Here is a 17510-nt window from a genome sequence, read left to right on the forward strand (position 1 = left end):
AAGGCAAGGCCCGCGGGCACGCCGACAAGACGGTTGCCGTGCGCCCGGCTGCACGGGCCCGGGCGCCTCGACATTACAGCGGTGAAGCGGTTATTGCTCGCCACGTTCCCGGGCAATGGCCCGGTAGCCGATATCGGTACGGTAGAAGCTGCCGTCCCAGGTGATCTGCTCGGCCAGGCGATAGGCTTGCTGCTGGGCGGACTCGACGGTTTCACCCATGGCGGTGGCGCACAGCACGCGACCCCCAGCGGTCACCACGTCACCGTCCTTCAAGGCAGTGCCTGCATGGAACACCTTGCCTTCGAGCTTCGCAGCCGCCTCCAGGCCCGAAATGGCTGCGCCCTTGGCGTAGTCACCCGGGTAGCCGCCTGCGGCCAGCACCACGCCCAGGCTCGGGCGTGGGTCCCACTGCGCTTCGACCTTGTCCAGGGCCTTGGCGAAGGCCGCTTCGATGAGCAGCACCAGGCTCGATTCCAGGCGCAGCATGATCGGCTGGGTTTCCGGGTCGCCGAAGCGGCAGTTGAATTCGATGACCTTGGGGTTGCCCGCCTTGTCGATCATCAGGCCAGCATACAGGAACCCGGTGTAGACATTGCCTTCCTCGGCCATGCCGCGCACGGTCGGCCAGATCACCTGGTCCATGACCCGCTGGTGCACGTCGTCAGTGACTACCGGGGCAGGGGAGTAGGCACCCATGCCGCCCGTGTTCGGGCCGCTGTCCTGGTTGCCGACGCGCTTGTGGTCCTGGCTGGTGGCCATGGGCAGCACGTTGTGGCCGTCGACCATGACGATGAAGCTGGCTTCCTCGCCATCGAGAAATTCCTCGATGACCACGCGTGAACCCGCTTCCCCAAAGGCATTGCCCGCGAGCATGTCACGCACGGCGGCTTCGGCTTCTGCCAAGGTCATGGCGACGATCACGCCCTTGCCAGCGGCCAGGCCATCGGCCTTGATGACGATCGGCGCGCCTTTTTCCTGCAGGTACGCCAGGGCCGGTTCGATTTCGGTGAAGTTCTGGTAGTCGGCCGTCGGGATCTTGTGGCGGGCCAGGAAATCCTTGGTGAACGCCTTGGACCCTTCCAGCTGGGCAGCGCCCTGGGTCGGGCCGAAGCAGTCCAGGCCACGGCTGCGGAACAGGTCGACCACACCGATGACCAGGGGCGCTTCCGGGCCGACGATGGTCAGGTCGACGTTCTTCTCGGCAAAATCAGCCAGTTGCTCCAGGGCGCAGACGTCGATCGCGACGTTCTCGCACTTGGCCTCGATGGCGGTGCCAGCGTTGCCCGGGGCCACGAAGACTTTTTCGACGCGTGGGTCCTGGGCGACTTTCCAGGCCAGGGCGTGCTCACGGCCGCCGCTGCCGATGATCAAAACTTTCATGTCAAAACCTCTAGATCTGTCGAGCGAGAGGCCCTGCCTCTCGCTGTGCCAGGTCGCACCGCGGCAGTTGCCTGCCTGGGTGCGGCCGATTGCCGTGAATCAGTGGCGGAAGTGGCGCATGCCGGTGAACACCATGGCGATACCGGCTTCATCAGCGGCAGCGATCACCTCGGCGTCACGCATCGAGCCACCTGGCTGGATGACCGCGCTGATGCCGACCTTGGCCGCATTGTCGATGCCGTCACGGAACGGGAAGAAGGCGTCCGAAGCCATGACGGCACCCTGCACCTGCAAGCCGGCATGCTCGGCCTTGATGGCGGCGATACGGGCGGAGTTGACCCGGCTCATCTGGCCCGCGCCCACGCCGATGGTCTGGCGCTGCTTGGCATAGACGATGGCGTTGGATTTGACGAACTTGGCCACTTTCCAGGCGAACACCAGGTCGTGGATCTCTTGCTCGGTCGGTGCACGCTGGGTGACGATCTTCAGGTCATCGGCCGTGATCATGCCGATGTCACGGCTCTGGACCAGCAGCCCGCCGTTGACTCGCTTGAAGTCCCAGCCGGCAGCCCGCTCAGCTGGCCACTCGCCACATTCGAGCAGGCGCACGTTCTGCTTGGCTGCAACCACATCGCGGGCAGCCTGGGAGATCTTCGGTGCGATGATCACCTCGACGAACTGGCGCTCGACGATGGCCTTGGCGGTTTCGCCGTCCAACTCGCGGTTGAAGGCAATGATGCCGCCGAAGGCCGATTCGGTGTCGGTGGCGTAGGCCAGGTCGTAGGCTTTGCGGATACCGCCTTCGTCTTCAGGCACCACGGCCACGCCACACGGGTTGGCATGCTTGACGATGACGCAGGCCGGCTTTACGAAGCTCTTGACGCACTCGAGCGCCGCGTCGGTGTCGGCCACGTTGTTGAAGGACAGCTCCTTGCCTTGCAGCTGCACGGCAGTGGAAATGCTGGCTTCGCCTTTCTTGGCTTCCACGTAGAACGCCGCACGCTGGTGCGGGTTCTCGCCGTAGCGCATTTCCTGGGCCTTGACGAACTGGGTGTTGAAGGTGCGCGGGAAGTCGCCGCGTGCTTCGGTGCTCAGGGTTTCCTTGGCCTGGTCCACGGTGCCCATGTAGTTGGCGATCATGCCGTCATAGGCTGCGGTGTGCTCGAAGGCCTTGAGCATCAGGTCGAAGCGCTGGGCGTAGGTCAGGCCGCCGGCCTTCAGGCCCTCGACGACGCTGGCGTAGTCACCGGCGTTGACCACGATGGCCACGTCCTTGTGGTTCTTGGCAGCCGAGCGGACCATGGTCGGGCCGCCGATGTCGATGTTCTCGATGGCGGTCGGCAGGTCGCAGCCAGGCTTGGAGATCGTGGCTTCGAAGGGGTACAGGTTGACCGCCACCAGGTCGATGGGCTTGATCCCGTGCTCGTTCATGATCGCGTCGTCGGTGCCGCGGCGACCGAGGATGCCGCCATGGATCATCGGGTGCAGGGTCTTGACCCGGCCATCCATCATTTCGGCGAAGCCGGTGTAGTCGGCCACTTCCACCGCGTTGACACCGTTGTCCTTGAGCAGCTTGTAGGTGCCGCCGGTGGACAGTATCTCGACGCCGAGCTGTTGCAGCTCACGGGCAAATTCGAGGATACCGGTCTTGTCGGAGACGCTGATCAGGGCGCGGCGGACTGGCAGGCGGGTAGTCTGGTCGGTCATTTCGGGTTCCAATAACGCGGTGGAGTCAGCAAAAAAGGCGTCTGTGTTGAGACAGGCGCCTTTTTCGATCGGGATTCTGGCTTACAGCAAGTCGTATTGCTTGAGCTTCTTGCGCAGCGTGCCTCGGTTCAAGCCGAGCATCTCGCTGGCTTTGGTCTGGTTGCCCTTCACATAGCTCATCACGCTTTCAAGCAGCGGCGCCTCGACTTCGGAGAGCACCAGGTTGTACACGTCCGTGACGGTCGCGCCTTCGAGGTGGGCGAAGTAGTTGTGCAGCGCCTTCTCGACGCTGTCGCGAAGGGTCTGGCCCTCTTCGCTCGGCGTGTTCAGGTGCTGTTTCAGGTTGGCGTTGTCGCTCACGGGCGTTGTTCCACTCACAAATGTTTCGGTCATCATCGTCATGCGGCCACCCCTTGTCCGTCCTCTGTCTCAAGGCTCTGTCGACGTTCACTGAAAAACGCGCGAACGTTGGCGCACTGCGCTTGTGTGTCTTCCAAAGCGTTGAACCGGGAGCGAAACTCCTTGCCGCCGGGTCGTGTCGCCAGGTACCAGCCCACGTGCTTGCGGGCGATCCGCACACCCATGACATCGCCGTAGAAGGCGTGCAGGGCGGCCAGGTGCTCCAGCAGGATGCGTTCCACCTCGTCCAGCTGCGGCGCTGGCAACTGCTCGCCAGTGCGCAGGTAATGCTCGATCTCGCGAAAGATCCAGGGCCGGCCTTGAGCGGCCCGGCCGATCAGCAGGCCATCGACGCCCGTGGCGTCGAGCACTGCCTTGGCCTTTTGCGGCGAGGTAATGTCGCCGTTGGCGAAGACCGGAATGGACACCGCTTGCTTGATAGCGGCGATGGTGTCGTATTCGGCTTCACCGGTGTACAGGTCGGCGCGTGTGCGGCCATGCACCGCAAGCGCCTGGATGCCAGCCTGTTCGGCTATTTTCGCCACGTTCAGGCCATTCTTGTTGGCCCGGTCCCAGCCGGTGCGGATCTTCAGCGTCACCGGAACATCCACGGCGCCCACGACGGCCCGCAGAATGTCGCTGACCAAGGCTTCATCTCTCAATAAAGCAGAGCCTGCCGCCTTGTTGCAGACTTTTTTTGCCGGGCAGCCCATGTTGATATCGATGATCTGGGCGCCCGCGGCGACATTGGCCTGTGCAGCCGCCGCCATCATCTGTGCGTCGCCCCCGGCGATCTGGACCGAGCGCGGCTCGGGATCGCCTTCGTGGATGCGGCGCAGGCTCGACTTGCGGCTGTTCCACAGGGACAGGTCGCTGGAGACCATTTCCGACACCACCATGCCTGCGCCCATGCGCTGGCAAAGTGTTCGGAACGGCTGGTCCGTGACCCCAGCCATGGGTGCGAGGATCAGGTTATTGCGCAGTGTATAAGGGCCGATGCGTACCGCCGACATAGGTGTTCCCTGTTGTGGGGCCGAATCTTGAGGTTCGAAAAAGGGTTGGCATGATACCCGCTCTGGATGACCGGATAAAGATGGATTTGGATAAAATCTGAACAACTGAGGGTTGCCGCCCCTGCACCCTGGGCTCCGGGTCGTCAGACCCCGGACAAGCGGCATCATGGCCGGCGCAGCGGCAGCGTACCGGGTTGGCCGTCAGGGTTTATTCCGGCGAGCGGAAGCTCAGGCTGTAGTTCACCGCTCGCTGACCTGGGTCAAGAATATCCAGCGCGATGTGGATTGGCGTCTGGCTGGGCATTTCGCCGCGTCCGGCCAGCTCCCCGGACAGGTATTCGGCCGGCTTGAAACGGCGACTGGCGATCAGCTGGCCATTGAGGTCCGAGAAGCGCAGTTCGAGCAGTGGAAAGGGTTGGGCGAAGGGGGCACGGTTATAGATGATGGCGTCCACGATCAGCGCACCTTTGAAGTCCGGATGGCTGCGCACCACCAGGTTGCTGCTCTTGATCCGGTTCACATCGACACGAGAGGGGACCTGGCAGCCCACGGCCGGACACACCTGCTCGAACAGCGGGCGGTACTGGTCCTGTCGGGACAGCTCGTCGAAATGGAACCAGACGTACTGCAAGGCGAGCATGGCAGCAGCGATCAGCGTCAACCCACCCCACAGCAGGCGCTTGCCCCAGGCCGGGGCCGGCTTCTCCCAGCCCAGTTGCAGCGGGTCGTCCACCACATCCACCAAGGGTTCCTTGCGCCTTGGGCGTTCGGCCTTGTCAGTGACCTCAGGCTCCATGCGCCCCATGGGCAACGGCGCTTCGTCGTGTTCATCGTCGGCGCGCAGGCTGGTTGCCAAGGGTTCGTCGTCGTGCGCGGTGAGGCCGGCAATCGACACCTCGTCATCGTCTTCGGGTCGCAGTGACGCTCCCAGTTTTGGCTCATCCTCATCCGTCACGATGCTGCCCAGCGGCGGCTCATCTTCTGCGTCTGCGTCCAGGCCGGCGGTGAAGGTCGGCTCGGTACGCGCCTCGCGCCGCGAATCTGCCTGGGGAGCAGGCTCGAGTACGGGGGCAGCAGCAGCCTGTTCCGGTTCAAACGGCTCGCCTGCTGCAGTGCCGAACACTTCGTCCAGGTGTTCGTCCGCGTCCTCCTCGTGACGCCGTGCCTGCAGCATGGACGCCTGATCGGCCTCACGCACCTGTACGGGCGCGTGGCGGCGCTCCAGGCGCTCCAGTTCCTTGTCCAGGTCGAGCTCGTCCAAGGCCTGGGCGGTCTGGGCCCAGGCCTCGTCGTCCGGCGCGATGGGGTGCACGTGCGCGGGGGTGGGCGCGGCAGGCGCCGGCGCTGCCTCGGTGGCCGGCAGCGGGCTCGGCGGGAGGGGGGCGCTGCGGTTCTGCTCCAGTAGCTGCTTGGCGGCATTGAACACTTGCAGGCACTGGCCGCAACGCACCACGCCACGGGCCACGCTCAACTGGTGGTGGGTGACACGAAAGCTGGTCTGGCAATGCGGGCACTGGGTGACGAAACTGTCGGTCATGCGGCAATCCGGAGGCTGTGCTGAGGGCTATTCTAGGTTCGACTAGCGGCGGCGACCACTGATTCGCACCCAGCCATCGCGAACGACGATAGGGTCCAGGTCGAAATCGGCAGCGTAGGCGGCGGCCACTTCTTCGCCTTGTTCAGCGAGAATGCCCGACAACGCCAGCAGACCGCCCGGGCGGACCAGGCCGCTGAGCTGCGGTGCCAGCGACACCAGTGGCCCGGCCAGGATGTTGGCCACCAGCACGTCGGCCTGCATGGCAGGCATGTGCTCGGGCAGATACAGCGCGAACAGCTCGTCGGCAATGCCGTTGCGTTGGGCATTGTCGCGAGAGGCTTCGATCGCCTGCACGTCGATGTCCGTGCCTACCGCTTCGCGCGCGCCCAGCAACAGTGCAGCGATCGCCAGAATGCCCGAGCCACAGCCAAAGTCCAGTACCTGGGTGCCCTGCAACTGCTGACCGTCGAGCCACTCAAGGCACAGCGCCGTGGTGGGGTGCGTGCCCGTGCCGAACGCCAGCCCAGGATCGAGCAACAGGTTCACGGCGTCCTTTTCCGGAGCATCGTGCCAGCTCGGCACGATCCACAGCCGGCGGCCGAAACGCATCGGCTGGAAATTGTCCATCCAGCTGCGTTCCCAGTCCTGGTCTTCGATCACTTCGGCCTGGTGCTGGGGCAGCTCGACGCCCGTCAGCAGGCGCAGGTGCGCGAACACCTGTTCAGGGTTGGTGTCAGCCTCGAACAGGGCCAGCAGGTGGGTGTGCGACCACAGCGGCGTGGTATTGAGGTCTGGCTCGAAGATGGGTTGATCTTCGGCGTCCATGAAGGTGACCGACACCGCGCCGACTTCCAGCAGCGCGTCTTCGTAGGTTTCGGCTTGTTCCGGGCTGATGGCCAGACGTACTTGCAGCCAGGGCATGGCGTGTACCTTTGATAGATCCAGAAGGGCAGCCCAAGGCTGCGCGGAGCCTGGCAGTTTACGCGAGTGCGTAGGGTTTGTAGAGACGCCTGCGCCTGTCAGGTGCCGGTGCCTAGACAAAGCACAGGGACAGGGATTCAGCCCGGTAGGCGGGCTTGTCCTCGTCTTTTATCTCCAGCGTGGCGATGGCCTTGAGCAACCATTGGCCGGGGCGCTTTTGCTGCACATCGGCCAGCTCGACATGCAGGCGCACCTGGCTGTCGACCTTCACCGGCTGAATGAAGCGCACGCTGTCCAGGCCGTAGTTGACGACCATCTTCAGCCCCTGCGGCAAGACCAGGATGTCCTCGATCAGCGCAGGAATCAGGGACAGGGTCAGGAAGCCATGGGCGATGGTGCCGCCGAACGCGGTTTGCGCAGCTCGCTGCGGGTCAACGTGGATGAACTGATGATCGCCAGTCGCCTCGGCGAAACGATCGATACGCTGCTGGTCGATGGTCAGCCAGGCCGAGTGGCCGAGGGACTTGCCGACGTATTGGGTAAGCGCGGTGGCCGGCACTAGCGGCATGGTAATCCTCCTGGGTATGAAATGGCACGCGCGTGCAAGATCAGCATGCTTGGCCAGGCCGGTCAAGTTGCGCTCGGCGCGGGCAGCCTGCCCATGCTTATAATGAGCCGCACGCCTGAAGGAGAACGTTATGCTGTTGCGGGGTTTGACCTGGCTGGTGCTGTTCCAGCTGTTGGGGACGGCAGTCAATCATCTGTTGGTTCCCGTCCTGCCGGGGCCGATCATCGGCCTGTTGCTATTGCTGGGTTTTCTGATGGTGCGCGGCGAGGTGGGTGCGCCCCTCAACGAAGCTGCCGGCAGCCTGCTGCGCTACTTGCCGCTGTTGCTGGTGCCTCCGGCCGTGGGGGTGATGGTGTATGCCCGTGACATCGCCGCCGACTTCTGGGCCATCGTCGGTGCGCTGTTGATTTCCTGCCTGCTGACGCTGGTGGTGGTGGGCGTGCTGATGCAGAAACTCATTCATCGTCAGGCCCGGCGCGAGGACCAGCCATGATGCTCGATTGGCAAGGCGCATTGGATGCAGTGGTCCACCACCCATTGTTCGGCATTGGCGTGACCCTGGGGGCCTACCAGCTGGTGCTGGCCGGGTATGAGAAGACCCGCTGGATCTTCCTGCAGCCGGTGCTGGTGTCGATGGCCCTGGTGATCGGCGTGCTGCTGCTGTGCGGCATCGACTACGCCGAATACCGCAAGAGCACCGAAATCATGAACATCCTGCTGGGCCCTGCCACCGTGGCCTTGGCGGTGCCGCTGTTCCTGAACCTGCGGCGCATTCGCCAGTTGTTCTGGCCGACCTTGACTACGCTGGTACTCGGAGGCCTGTTCGCCACGGTGTGCTGCCTGTTGCTGGGATGGTGGTTTGGCGCCGAGCACATGATCCTGATGACCATGGCGCCCAAGTCCGTCACCTCGCCCATCGCGATGCTGGTAGCCGAGCAGATCGGTGGCGTGGCGGCGCTGGCTGCGGTCTTCGTGCTGATTACCGGGGTGATCGGGGCCATTTTCGGGCCTGCCTTGTTGAGCCGCTGCGGTGTGCTCAGCCCCGAAGCGCGGGGCATGTCCCTGGGCATCACGGCCCACGCGGTCGGCACCTCGGTGGCCTTGCAGGAAAGTGACGAATGCGGCGCCTTCGCCGCGCTGGCGATGAGCCTGATGGGCGTGGCAACGGCAGTGTTCCTGCCGCTGGCCGTCAGCCTGGTGGCTTGAGGAGTGATGATGATGCTACCGCTGTTTCCCCTCGACACCGTGCTGTTCCCAGGGTGTTTTCTCGACCTGCAGATTTTCGAAGCCCGCTACCTGGACATGATCGGGCGTTGCATGAAACAAGGCGAAGGCTTTGGCGTGGTCTGCATCGTGGAGGGCGAGCAGGTCGGCAAGGCGCCGCCCGTGGTGGCGTCCATTGGCTGCGAAGCGGTGATCCGCGATTTCGTCCAGCAGGACAATGGCCTGTTGGGTATTCGCGTCGAAGGGGTGCGGCGTTTCGATCTGCAGGCCACCGAGGTGCAAAAGGATCAACTGCTGATGGGGCAGGTGCAGTGGCTGCCTGAGCTTGACGACAGCCCCTTGCAGGAAGCGGACGACGACTTGCTGGCCCTGCTGCTGGCCTTGGGCGAGCACCCGATGGTCGAGGCGCTCGACATGCCCCGGCCTGTGGACGGGCGTCAGGCGCTGGCCAACCAACTGGCCTACCTGCTGCCCTTCGCCGAGCAAGACAAGCTGGACTTGCTGGCCCAGGACTCGCCCGAGCAGCGCCTGGGCGAGATCCACAGGTTGCTCGAGCGCATCCAGGGTGAGCTGTTTGCCTGAATAGCGCCTGGCGTCAGTACTGGTACCTGAGCAGGGCGTGGGGCAGAGCGTGGGTGGCAAAGAAGGCCAGCAAGGCGATGCAGGCCGGCAACACCAGCCACCAGACCTTCAGGGGCAGGGCCGGCAGGGTCTGACGGTACTGGGACAACGTCAGGCTGATCGCGCAGACGCAGCAGGCCAGCAGGGCGCCGGCCAGGATGTCGGTGGGCCAGTGTGCACCCAGGTACACTCGCGACAGGGCAATGGCCAATGCCGGAATGCAACCTAGCATGATCCAGGTCAGGCGCATGCGCGGTGGCTGGCCGCGGCCGGCGAGCACCGCTAGCACCAGAAAGAACGCAAACGACGCCGAACTGTGGCCGCTGGGCATACTGTAGCTGGTCAGCGGGTCGGTCAGCACTTCCGGCCGGGCCCGGGCGAACAGCCACTTGAGCGTGCCATTGGCGATGGCGGTGCCCATCAGCGCCCCAGCTGCGAAGAAAGCGTGCCGCCACTGGCGTACCACCAGCAGCAAGCCTGTCAGCAGCCCGCCGAGGAAGAACTGGGTGCGAAAATCCCCGAGCCGCGTCACCACCACCACGGCGCCGTCGATGGCCTGGCTGCGATGCTCCTGGACCAGCGTCATCACCCCGTCGTCGAAGGCGTGCAGGTAGGGCCAGCCAAGAAATACCCCGGCCAAGGCCAGCAGGCACAGGGCACCAATCAGCCGTGTGCCGTGGCGACGGTCGCGGATGCTGGTGCTCAGGCTAAGGCCGATGATCACCGCCAGCGTGCCGAAAATGATCCCGGCCTGGGGCCAGAAGCCTTCGGGCAGGGGCAGGCGCATGGCCGCACCGGTGGCCCAACCGGGCAGCAGGTAGGCGATCGACCACCCTGCGGCTGCCACCAGGCTCACGGCGATGAACCGCAGTAGCGGCATGTCGAACATGCCGGCGACCATTGGCAGCATGGGCCGCAACGGGCCGATGAAACGGCCTACGAGCAGGCTGGCGATGCCATAGCGCTTGAAGTAGGTTTCGGCGCTGCCGATCCATTCCGGGTGGTGCCGCAACACCGGCAGGCGGCGAATGTTCTGGTGGAAATGCTTGCCGATCATGTAGGACAGCGCGTCACCCAGTAACCCGCCCAAAAAGCCCAGCAGCAAGGTTTCGCCAAGGCCCAGCACACCGCTACCTGCCAGCACGGCTACCGCAAACAGCAGCACCGTGCCTGGAACGATGATGCCGGCGATGGCCAGGCATTCGATGCACGCGACCAGGAAGATTGCGACGCCAAGCCACTGTGGGTTGGCACCCAGCCAACCGGTCAGGCCGTCGAGCCATTGTTCCATGGTTCAGCTCTCTTGTTCGATGATGGAGAAGTCACGGCCTTCGACCTGGCCGCGCCGCAATGGGTTGCGTGTGCAGAACCGGGCGTATGCGGCGTCGACGAAGCGGTACGGCAGGTGCTCGTCACGCCCGTGGGGAATGCCCAGACGGGCTGCCTGGATCACCCGCGGCACCGGGTTGGCGCAGTCGTCCACATACAGCCGCTGCGGGTCGAAGCGCTGCGCATCCCAATGTGGCACCTTGAGGCCCAGCGCCCGGCACAACAGCGTCTGCCCCGCGCACAGGCGCTCGGCGGAGCGCAGGTTGCCGCTGGCGTCGGGGTTGTTCAGGTGCATCTGCGCCAGGCTGTCGGGCCCTGAGAGGGCGTCCTGCCACGGGTAGGCGGACTTGATGAGCACCGCATTGCCGGGGCCCTGGGCGCTGAAGTTCAGGGAGTCGCCGCCGCGGGCGTAGTACATATAGATGTGCCCGCCATCGAGAAACAGCGCCTTGCGCTTCTCGGTGTAGCCCAGCGACGCATGGCTACCCTTGTCGGTGAGGTAATAGGCCTCGGTCTCGATGATGCGGGCGGCAAGCCACAAGTTGCCCTGGCGGTGGCGAATGACCTTGCCCAGCAGGGCTTTGGCCAAGGTTTGGGCGTCGCGGTCGAAAAAGCTGTCTGGCAGTGCTGGCATGCAAGGGCTTCGCAGGCTAAAGGCATGAGGGTAACAGGCGCTACCTTAACCGAATCTGAAACCTTCGAACATGTGACGGCGCAGGGCAGAGATTTCCACAGAGTTCTGCTTCCTTATGGATAAGACCGGTTACATCTTTCCTACAGATTTGCCACAGCTTTTTCTACCATCCGCCACCCACCGCTGGGCGTACACCTGCGCGACAGTTATAATCAGCCGTTTCCCCACCGCCAAGACACCGAGCCCATGACTGAGTCCGTTCTTGACTACATGACCCGCCTGGGTCGCGCAGCCCGTGAAGCCTCCCGGGTAATCGGCCGTGCCAGCACCGCGCAGAAGAACCGTGCCCTGCACGCTGCCGCCGACGCGCTGGATGCAGGCCGTGACGCGCTGATCGCAGCCAACGAGCAGGACTTGGCCCATGGCCGTGCCTCTGGGCTGGAAGCCGCGTTGCTCGACCGCCTGGCCCTGACCCCGGCGCGCATCGACGGCATGATCACCGGCCTGCGGCAGGTCGCCAGCCTGCCGGACCCGGTCGGCGCCATTCGCGACATGAGCTACCGCCCATCGGGTATCCAGGTCGGCAAGATGCGCACGCCGCTGGGCGTCATCGGCATCATTTACGAATCACGCCCGAACGTCACCATCGACGCAGCCAGCCTGTGCCTGAAGTCAGGCAATGCCACGATTCTGCGCGGCGGCTCCGAAGCCATCCACTCCAACCGCGCGATTGCCGCCTGTATCCAGCGCGGCCTGGCGGCGGCGGGCTTGCCCGCCGCCGTGGTTCAGGTGGTGGAAACCACCGACCGCGAGGCGGTGGGCGCGCTGATCAGCATGCCCGAGTTCGTCGATGTCATCGTACCGCGCGGTGGCCGGGGCCTGATCGAGCGCATCAGCCGCGACGCACGGGTACCGGTCATCAAGCACCTCGACGGTATCTGCCATGTCCATGTCAGCCAGCATGCCGACCTGGACAAGGCCTGGCGCGTGGCGTTCAACGCCAAGACCTACCGCTACGGTATCTGCGGGGCGATGGAAACGCTGCTGGTGGACCAGCTGGTCGCCGAGCGCTTCCTGCCCGAAATGGCGCGCCGTTTCCAGGAGAAAGGCGTTGAGCTGCGCGGTTGCGAGCGTACCTGTGCGCTGATCGACGCGCACGCGGCCAGCGAGGACGACTGGCACACCGAGTACCTCGATGCCGTACTGTCCATCCGTGTGGTGGACAGCCTGGATCAGGCCATCGAGCACATCAACCATTATGGTTCGCATCACACCGACTCGATCATCACCGAGCATCAGGGGGAGGCGCGCCAGTTCATGGCTGAAGTGGACTCGGCCTCCGTCATGCTCAACACCCCGACGTGCTTCGCCGACGGGTTCGAATATGGCCTGGGTGCCGAGATCGGCATTTCCACCGACAAGCTTCACGCCCGTGGCCCGGTCGGCCTCGAAGGCCTGACGTGCGAGAAATACGTGGTGATCGGCGACGGTCAACTGCGCGGCCAGGAGTCCTGCTGAGTTGAGTCAGGCCCAGGCAGTTCGCCGCGTCGGCATTCTTGGCGGCACCTTCGACCCGGTCCACATCGGCCACCTGCGCAGTGCGCTCGAAGTCGCCGAGTTCATGGCCCTGGACGAGCTGCGCCTGTTGCCCAATGCTCGCCCGCCGCACCGAGACACGCCGCAAGTGGCCGCGCACGATCGCCTGGCCATGGTGCAGGGCGCCGTCGCGGGCGTTGCAGGCCTGAGCGTGGACGCGCGTGAACTGGCACGGGACAAGCCGTCGTACACCATCGATACGCTGGAGTCGATCCGTGCCGAGCTTGCCGCTGACGACCAGTTGTTTCTGGTGCTGGGCTGGGACGCCTTCTGCGGACTGCCCGGCTGGCACCGCTGGGAAGAACTGCTGCAACACTGCCACATCCTGGTGCTGCAACGCCCGGATGCGGATGTAGACCCCCCCGACGAACTGCGCAACCTGCTGGCTGCCCGTTCGCAGAGCGATCCCACCGCCATGTCCGGCCCGGCGGGAAACATTTCGTTCGTCTGGCAGACACCGCTTGCGGTGTCAGCTACACAGATCCGACAGCTGCTGGCCAGCGGCAGGTCGGTGAGGTTCCTGGTGCCGGACGCCGTACTGGCCTACATCGAGGCGCACGAACTGTATCGTGCGCCCAACTGACGGTGCCCCTGGCACCTCATCCTACGAGTTGAACGAGTTTTATATGACCAAGCAGAAAATTTACGGCGACGAACTGGTCGCAGTGACCACGGCAGCGCTGGAAGACGTCAAGGCCCAGGATATCCAGGTCATCGACGTGCGTGACAAGCACAGCCTGACCGATTACATGATCATCGCCACCGGTACCTCCAACCGTCAGATCAACGCCATGGCCGAGAAGGTCCGCGAGGCAGTCAAGGCCAAGGGCGCCCAGCCTCTGGGTGAGGAAGGCAAGGGCGACAGCGACTGGGTGCTGCTGGACCTCAACGATGTCATCGTGCACATGATGACTGCGGCTGCACGCCAGTTCTACGACCTCGAACGCCTGTGGCAGGGCGCCGAGCAGAGCCGCGCCGCCGATGGCAAGCACCACAGCCCGGACCATGTCCACGAGTACTCCGACAAGCTCAAAGATCGCGAATAAGGAAAGCGCCGTGCGTCTGCGCCTGATCGCGGTTGGCTCGCGCATGCCGAAGTGGGTCGAGGAGGGCTGGCATGAGTATGTCAAGCGCCTGCCGGCCGAACTATCGCTCGAGCTGGTGGAAATACCGCTGAACACCCGCGGCAAGAATGCCGACGTCGCCCGCCTGATTCGCCAGGAGGGCGAAGCCATGCTCAGCAAGGTGCAACCCGGGGAGCGCGTCGTAACCCTGGAGGTCCATGGCAAGCCGTGGAGCACCGAACAGCTGGCAGGTGAACTGGACCGCTGGCGCCTGGATGCGCGCACGGTGAATCTGATGGTGGGTGGGCCCGAAGGGCTTGCGCCGCAAGTGTGCGCCCGCGCCGATCAGCGCTGGTCCCTGTCGCCGCTGACCTTGCCGCACCCGCTGGTCAGGATACTCATCGGCGAGCAGGTCTATCGGGCCTGGACGGTGTTGTCCGGGCATCCCTACCACAAATGAGCCTGTAAGCAGCCCGATGTCGCAGCCGATCCGCCTCAAGGACCACGAAAAAGACGCCCGTCTGGTGCGCAACCGCGTCGTGGTCGGCGCCGTGGCGGTCATGCTGCTCATCTGCGTGCTGATTGCGCGGCTGTATTACCTGCAGATCATCCAGTACGACTACCACTCCACGCTGTCTGAGAACAACCGGGTGCACGTGCAGCCGATTCCGCCGACACGCGGGCTGATCTTCGACCGCAACGGGGTAGTGATCGCCGACAACCGGCCCAGCTTCAGCCTGTCCATGACCCGTGAGCGTGCGGGAGACTGGCAGCAAGTGCTGGACAGCATCGTCGAGATACTGGAACTCACTCCAGACGACCGCGCACTGTTCGAAAAGCGCATGCGCCAGGGACGCAGGCCGTTCGAGCCGGTACCCATCCTGTTCGAACTCAACGAGGAACAGATCGCCCGTGTGGCGGTGAACCAGTTCCGCTTGCCAGGGGTGGAGGTGGTCGCCCAACTGGTGCGTCACTATCCACAAGGGGCGCATTTCGCGCATTCGGTGGGCTACGTCGGGCGTATCAACGAGAAAGAGCTCAAAACCCTGGACCCTGTGAACTACAGCGGCACGCACCACATCGGCAAGACTGGTATCGAGCGGTTCTACGAGGCCACACTACACGGCCAGGTCGGCTACGAAGAAGTCGAGACCAACGCCCGCGGCCGTGTGCTCAGGGTGCTCAAGCGTACCGACCCCAAGCCTGGCAAGGACATCGTGCTGAGCCTGGACATCAGGTTGCAGGAAGCGGCCGAAGCCGCCCTGGCCGGGCGCCGTGGTGCGGTGGTGGCGCTCGACCCACGTACCGGCGAAGTGCTCGCCATGGTGAGCCAGCCCAGCTTCGACCCCAACCTGTTCGTCACCGGCATCAGCTTCAAGGCCTATGCCGAACTGCGTGATTCGATCGACAGGCCGCTGTTCAACCGCATCTTGCGCGGCCTTTATCCGCCCGGTTCGACGATCAAGCCAGCCGTGGCCATCGCCGGCCTGGACAGCGGCGCGGTGACCCCGAGCAGCCGTGTGTTCGACCCTGGGTACTACCAGCTGCCCAACTACGATCACAAATACCGTAACTGGAACCGCTCGGGTGACGGCTGGGTGGACCTGGACACCGCCATCATGCGCTCCAACGACACCTACTTCTACGACCTGGCCCACAAGATGGGCATCGACCGGTTGTCCAGCTACATGAACAAGTTCGGCATCGGTCAGCGGGTGTCGCTGGACATGTTCGAAGAGTCCGCAGGGTTGATGCCGTCGCGGGAATGGAAGCGGGCTACGCGCCGGCAGGCCTGGTTCCCGGGCGAAACCCTGATCCTGGGTATCGGCCAGGGCTATATGCAGGCCACGCCTCTGCAACTGGCCCAGGCGACGGCGCTGATTGCCAACAAGGGTGTATGGAACCGGCCGCACCTGGCCAAGACCATCGAAGGGGAACCGCCGGTGGATGAAAACCCGATGCCGGACATCGTGCTGCGCGACAAGGCCGATTGGGCGCGTGTGACCCACGGCATGGAGCAGGTGATGCACGGCGCGCGCGGTACCGCCCGCAAGGCTGCCATCGGTGCCCAGTACCGCATCGCCGGCAAAAGTGGTACCGCACAGGTGGTGGCCATCAAGCAGGGCGAGAAGTACGACCGCAACAAACTTCAGGAACGTCACCGCGACCACGCCTTGTTCGTGGCCTTCGCACCGGCAGAAGACCCCAAGATCGTGGTGTCGGTCATGGTCGAGAACGGCGAGTCGGGCTCTGGGGTGGCCGCGCCTGTGGTGCGCCAGATCATGGATGCCTGGCTGCTGGACGAAAACGGCCGGCTCAAGCCTGAGCTTGCGCCGGTTACCGCTACTCAGGAGTCGCCGCTGTGATGAACAATTTCGATCGCATGCTCTCCAGCGAGGATGTGATGCGTCGGCGCGCCAGCTTCCTGCAGCGCATCCACGTCGATGGTCCCCTGCTGATCATCCTCCTGACCCTGGCCGCGGGCAGCCTGTTCGTGCTGTATTCGGCCAGCGGCAAGAACTGGGACCTGTTGCTCAAGCAGGCCACCTCGTTTGGCATCGGCCTGGTATCGATGTTCGTCATCGCCCAGCTCGAGCCACGGTTCATGGCGCGCTGGGTGCCACTGGCGTACCTGACCGGGGTATTGCTGCTGGTGGTGGTGGACGTCATGGGCCACAACGCCATGGGTGCAACGCGCTGGATCAACATACCCGGGGTGATTCGCTTCCAGCCCTCCGAGTTCATGAAGATCATCATGCCGGCGACCATCGCCTGGTACTTGTCCAAGCGCACCCTGCCGCCGCACCTCAAGCATGTGGCCATCAGCCTGGTACTGATTGGCGTGCCTTTCATTCTGATCGTGCGCCAGCCGGACCTGGGGACGGCGTTGCTGATTCTGGCCTCCGGTGCCTTCGTCCTGTTCATGGGCGGCCTGCGCTGGCGCTGGATTCTCAGCGTGTTGGCGGCAACGGTGCCGGTGGCGGTGGCCATGTGGTTTTTCGTGATGCACGACTACCAGAAGCAGCGGGTGCTGACCTTCCTCGACCCGGAGAGCGACCCGCTGGGCACGGGCTGGAACATTATCCAGTCCAAGGCGGCGATTGGGTCTGGCGGCGTATTTGGCAAGGGGTGGCTGCTGGGCACGCAGTCGCACCTGGACTTTCTGCCTGAAAGCCACACCGACTTCATCATCGCCGTGCTGGGCGAGGAGTTCGGCCTGGTGGGCATTTGCCTGTTGCTGATCGTGTACCTGCTGCTGATCGGGCGTGGCCTGATGATCACGGCGCAGGCACAGACATTGTTCGGCAAGCTGCTCGCTGGCAGCTTGACCATGACGTTCTTCGTATACGTATTCGTCAATATCGGGATGGTAAGTGGCCTTCTGCCCGTCGTCGGCGTGCCCTTGCCCTTCATTAGCTATGGCGGAACTTCATTGGTGACGCTGCTGTCAGCGTTTGGCGTTCTGATGTCGATCCACACGCATCGAAAGTGGATCGCGCAGGTTTGAATAAGGTGA

18 protein-coding genes are annotated in these 17510 nt (G+C 64.0%); 9 read left to right on the forward strand and 9 right to left on the reverse strand.

From position 1 onward, the window contains the following. Positions 1–90: 90 nt before the first annotated feature. The 7 genes from purD to NMB38_RS02545 all read right to left on the reverse strand — a co-directional run bounded on the left by purD (position 91) and on the right by NMB38_RS02545 (position 7525). On the reverse strand, positions 91–1380 hold the full coding sequence (purD, locus tag NMB38_RS02515; protein WP_125922144.1) for a phosphoribosylamine--glycine ligase: 1290 nt from the start codon (positions 1378–1380) through the stop codon (positions 91–93). 99 nt (positions 1381–1479) lie between these two features. Then, the gene (gene purH / locus NMB38_RS02520; protein WP_027915274.1) at positions 1480–3087 is read right to left on the reverse strand and encodes a bifunctional phosphoribosylaminoimidazolecarboxamide formyltransferase/IMP cyclohydrolase; all 1608 of its coding nucleotides are present in this window, start codon (positions 3085–3087) and stop codon (positions 1480–1482) included. Between the two features lie 81 nt (positions 3088–3168). Continuing rightward, the gene (gene fis, locus NMB38_RS02525; protein WP_023534526.1) at positions 3169–3489 is read right to left on the reverse strand and encodes a DNA-binding transcriptional regulator Fis; all 321 of its coding nucleotides are present in this window, start codon (positions 3487–3489) and stop codon (positions 3169–3171) included. Next, a complete protein-coding gene (gene dusB / locus NMB38_RS02530; RefSeq protein ID WP_027915273.1) occupies positions 3486–4499 on the reverse strand; it encodes a tRNA dihydrouridine synthase DusB in 1014 nt (337 codons plus the stop codon). Before dusB ends, fis begins: the two co-directional genes overlap by 4 nt. A 208-nt stretch (positions 4500–4707) precedes the next feature. Then, positions 4708–6036 carry a DUF3426 domain-containing protein gene (locus NMB38_RS02535; RefSeq protein WP_027915272.1) on the reverse strand — a complete coding sequence of 443 codons (1329 nt, stop codon included), beginning with the start codon at positions 6034–6036 and terminating at the stop codon, positions 4708–4710. A 42-nt stretch (positions 6037–6078) separates the two neighbouring features. Next, the gene (prmA, locus tag NMB38_RS02540; protein ID WP_027915271.1) at positions 6079–6957 is read right to left on the reverse strand and encodes a 50S ribosomal protein L11 methyltransferase; all 879 of its coding nucleotides are present in this window, start codon (positions 6955–6957) and stop codon (positions 6079–6081) included. 112 nt (positions 6958–7069) lie between these two features. Then, the gene (locus tag NMB38_RS02545; protein WP_027915270.1) at positions 7070–7525 is read right to left on the reverse strand and encodes a MaoC family dehydratase; all 456 of its coding nucleotides are present in this window, start codon (positions 7523–7525) and stop codon (positions 7070–7072) included. 130 nt (positions 7526–7655) lie between these two features. On the opposite strand from NMB38_RS02545, the gene NMB38_RS02550 reads away from it, so the two are divergent. From NMB38_RS02550 to NMB38_RS02560, 3 genes are read left to right on the forward strand one after another with little or no spacing between them, the layout of a single operon-like run. Then, positions 7656–8018, forward strand: a complete 363-nt coding sequence (locus tag NMB38_RS02550) for a CidA/LrgA family protein (RefSeq protein ID WP_023534554.1) — start codon at positions 7656–7658, stop codon at positions 8016–8018. Beyond that, positions 8015–8731 carry an LrgB family protein gene (locus NMB38_RS02555; RefSeq protein ID WP_027915269.1) on the forward strand — a complete coding sequence of 239 codons (717 nt, stop codon included), beginning with the start codon at positions 8015–8017 and terminating at the stop codon, positions 8729–8731. Before NMB38_RS02550 ends, NMB38_RS02555 begins: the two co-directional genes overlap by 4 nt. Positions 8732–8740: 9 nt before the next feature. After that, a complete protein-coding gene (locus tag NMB38_RS02560; RefSeq protein ID WP_027915268.1) occupies positions 8741–9331 on the forward strand; it encodes an LON peptidase substrate-binding domain-containing protein in 591 nt (196 codons plus the stop codon). A gap of 13 nt (positions 9332–9344) precedes the next feature. Here NMB38_RS02560 and NMB38_RS02565 read toward each other — a convergent pair whose 3' ends face one another. Both NMB38_RS02565 and NMB38_RS02570 read right to left on the reverse strand, forming a co-directional pair. Next, a complete protein-coding gene (locus tag NMB38_RS02565) occupies positions 9345–10661 on the reverse strand; it encodes a bifunctional DedA family/phosphatase PAP2 family protein (protein ID WP_027915267.1) in 1317 nt (438 codons plus the stop codon). Between the two features lie 3 nt (positions 10662–10664). Continuing rightward, positions 10665–11333: a DNA-3-methyladenine glycosylase gene (locus tag NMB38_RS02570; RefSeq protein ID WP_027915266.1), complete on the reverse strand. Its 669-nt coding sequence runs from the start codon at positions 11331–11333 to the stop codon at positions 10665–10667. Between the two features lie 246 nt (positions 11334–11579). Between NMB38_RS02570 and NMB38_RS02575 the strand changes: the two genes are divergently transcribed. From NMB38_RS02575 to rodA, 6 genes are read left to right on the forward strand one after another with little or no spacing between them, the layout of a single operon-like run. Then, complete coding sequence (locus NMB38_RS02575) at positions 11580–12851, forward strand: glutamate-5-semialdehyde dehydrogenase (protein WP_027915265.1); 1272 nt, start codon at positions 11580–11582, stop codon at positions 12849–12851. Between the two features lies 1 nt (position 12852). Beyond that, on the forward strand, positions 12853–13512 hold the full coding sequence (nadD, locus tag NMB38_RS02580; protein WP_027915264.1) for a nicotinate-nucleotide adenylyltransferase: 660 nt from the start codon (positions 12853–12855) through the stop codon (positions 13510–13512). A 43-nt stretch (positions 13513–13555) separates the two neighbouring features. Next, complete coding sequence (gene rsfS / locus NMB38_RS02585; protein WP_027915263.1) at positions 13556–13975, forward strand: ribosome silencing factor; 420 nt, start codon at positions 13556–13558, stop codon at positions 13973–13975. Positions 13976–13985: 10 nt separating this feature from the next. Continuing rightward, positions 13986–14453, forward strand: coding sequence for a 23S rRNA (pseudouridine(1915)-N(3))-methyltransferase RlmH (rlmH, locus tag NMB38_RS02590; protein WP_027915262.1), 468 nt, complete (start codon positions 13986–13988; stop codon positions 14451–14453). A 16-nt stretch (positions 14454–14469) separates the two neighbouring features. Continuing rightward, complete coding sequence (gene mrdA / locus NMB38_RS02595) at positions 14470–16359, forward strand: penicillin-binding protein 2 (RefSeq protein WP_027915261.1); 1890 nt, start codon at positions 14470–14472, stop codon at positions 16357–16359. Between the two features lie 38 nt (positions 16360–16397). After that, on the forward strand, positions 16398–17501 hold the full coding sequence (gene rodA, locus NMB38_RS02600) for a rod shape-determining protein RodA (RefSeq protein WP_042139378.1): 1104 nt from the start codon (positions 16398–16400) through the stop codon (positions 17499–17501). Positions 17502–17510: the final 9 nt, after the last annotated feature.

This window comes from Pseudomonas sp. FBCC-B35 (genome assembly GCF_059133755.1).

Excerpts from the sequence above, each read along its gene's own strand:
- NMB38_RS02555 (WP_027915269.1), top strand. The coding sequence starts at position 8,015 with ATGATGCTCGATTGGCAAGGCGCATTGGATGCAGTGGTCCACCACCCA.
- NMB38_RS02550 (WP_023534554.1), top strand. The coding sequence starts at position 7,656 with ATGCTGTTGCGGGGTTTGACCTGGCTGGTGCTGTTCCAGCTGTTGGGG.
- purH (WP_027915274.1), bottom strand. The coding sequence starts at position 3,087 with ATGACCGACCAGACTACCCGCCTGCCAGTCCGCCGCGCCCTGATCAGC.
- mrdA (WP_027915261.1), top strand. The coding sequence starts at position 14,470 with ATGTCGCAGCCGATCCGCCTCAAGGACCACGAAAAAGACGCCCGTCTG.
- purD (WP_125922144.1), bottom strand. The coding sequence starts at position 1,380 with ATGAAAGTTTTGATCATCGGCAGCGGCGGCCGTGAGCACGCCCTGGCC.
- NMB38_RS02535 (WP_027915272.1), bottom strand. The coding sequence starts at position 6,036 with ATGACCGACAGTTTCGTCACCCAGTGCCCGCATTGCCAGACCAGCTTT.
- rodA (WP_042139378.1), top strand. The coding sequence starts at position 16,398 with ATGCGTCGGCGCGCCAGCTTCCTGCAGCGCATCCACGTCGATGGTCCC.
- NMB38_RS02570 (WP_027915266.1), bottom strand. The coding sequence starts at position 11,333 with ATGCCAGCACTGCCAGACAGCTTTTTCGACCGCGACGCCCAAACCTTG.
- NMB38_RS02565 (WP_027915267.1), bottom strand. The coding sequence starts at position 10,661 with ATGGAACAATGGCTCGACGGCCTGACCGGTTGGCTGGGTGCCAACCCA.
- NMB38_RS02560 (WP_027915268.1), top strand. The coding sequence starts at position 8,741 with ATGATGCTACCGCTGTTTCCCCTCGACACCGTGCTGTTCCCAGGGTGT.
- fis (WP_023534526.1), bottom strand. The coding sequence starts at position 3,489 with ATGACGATGATGACCGAAACATTTGTGAGTGGAACAACGCCCGTGAGC.
- dusB (WP_027915273.1), bottom strand. The coding sequence starts at position 4,499 with ATGTCGGCGGTACGCATCGGCCCTTATACACTGCGCAATAACCTGATC.
- NMB38_RS02545 (WP_027915270.1), bottom strand. The coding sequence starts at position 7,525 with ATGCCGCTAGTGCCGGCCACCGCGCTTACCCAATACGTCGGCAAGTCC.
- rsfS (WP_027915263.1), top strand. The coding sequence starts at position 13,556 with ATGACCAAGCAGAAAATTTACGGCGACGAACTGGTCGCAGTGACCACG.
- prmA (WP_027915271.1), bottom strand. The coding sequence starts at position 6,957 with ATGCCCTGGCTGCAAGTACGTCTGGCCATCAGCCCGGAACAAGCCGAA.
- NMB38_RS02575 (WP_027915265.1), top strand. The coding sequence starts at position 11,580 with ATGACTGAGTCCGTTCTTGACTACATGACCCGCCTGGGTCGCGCAGCC.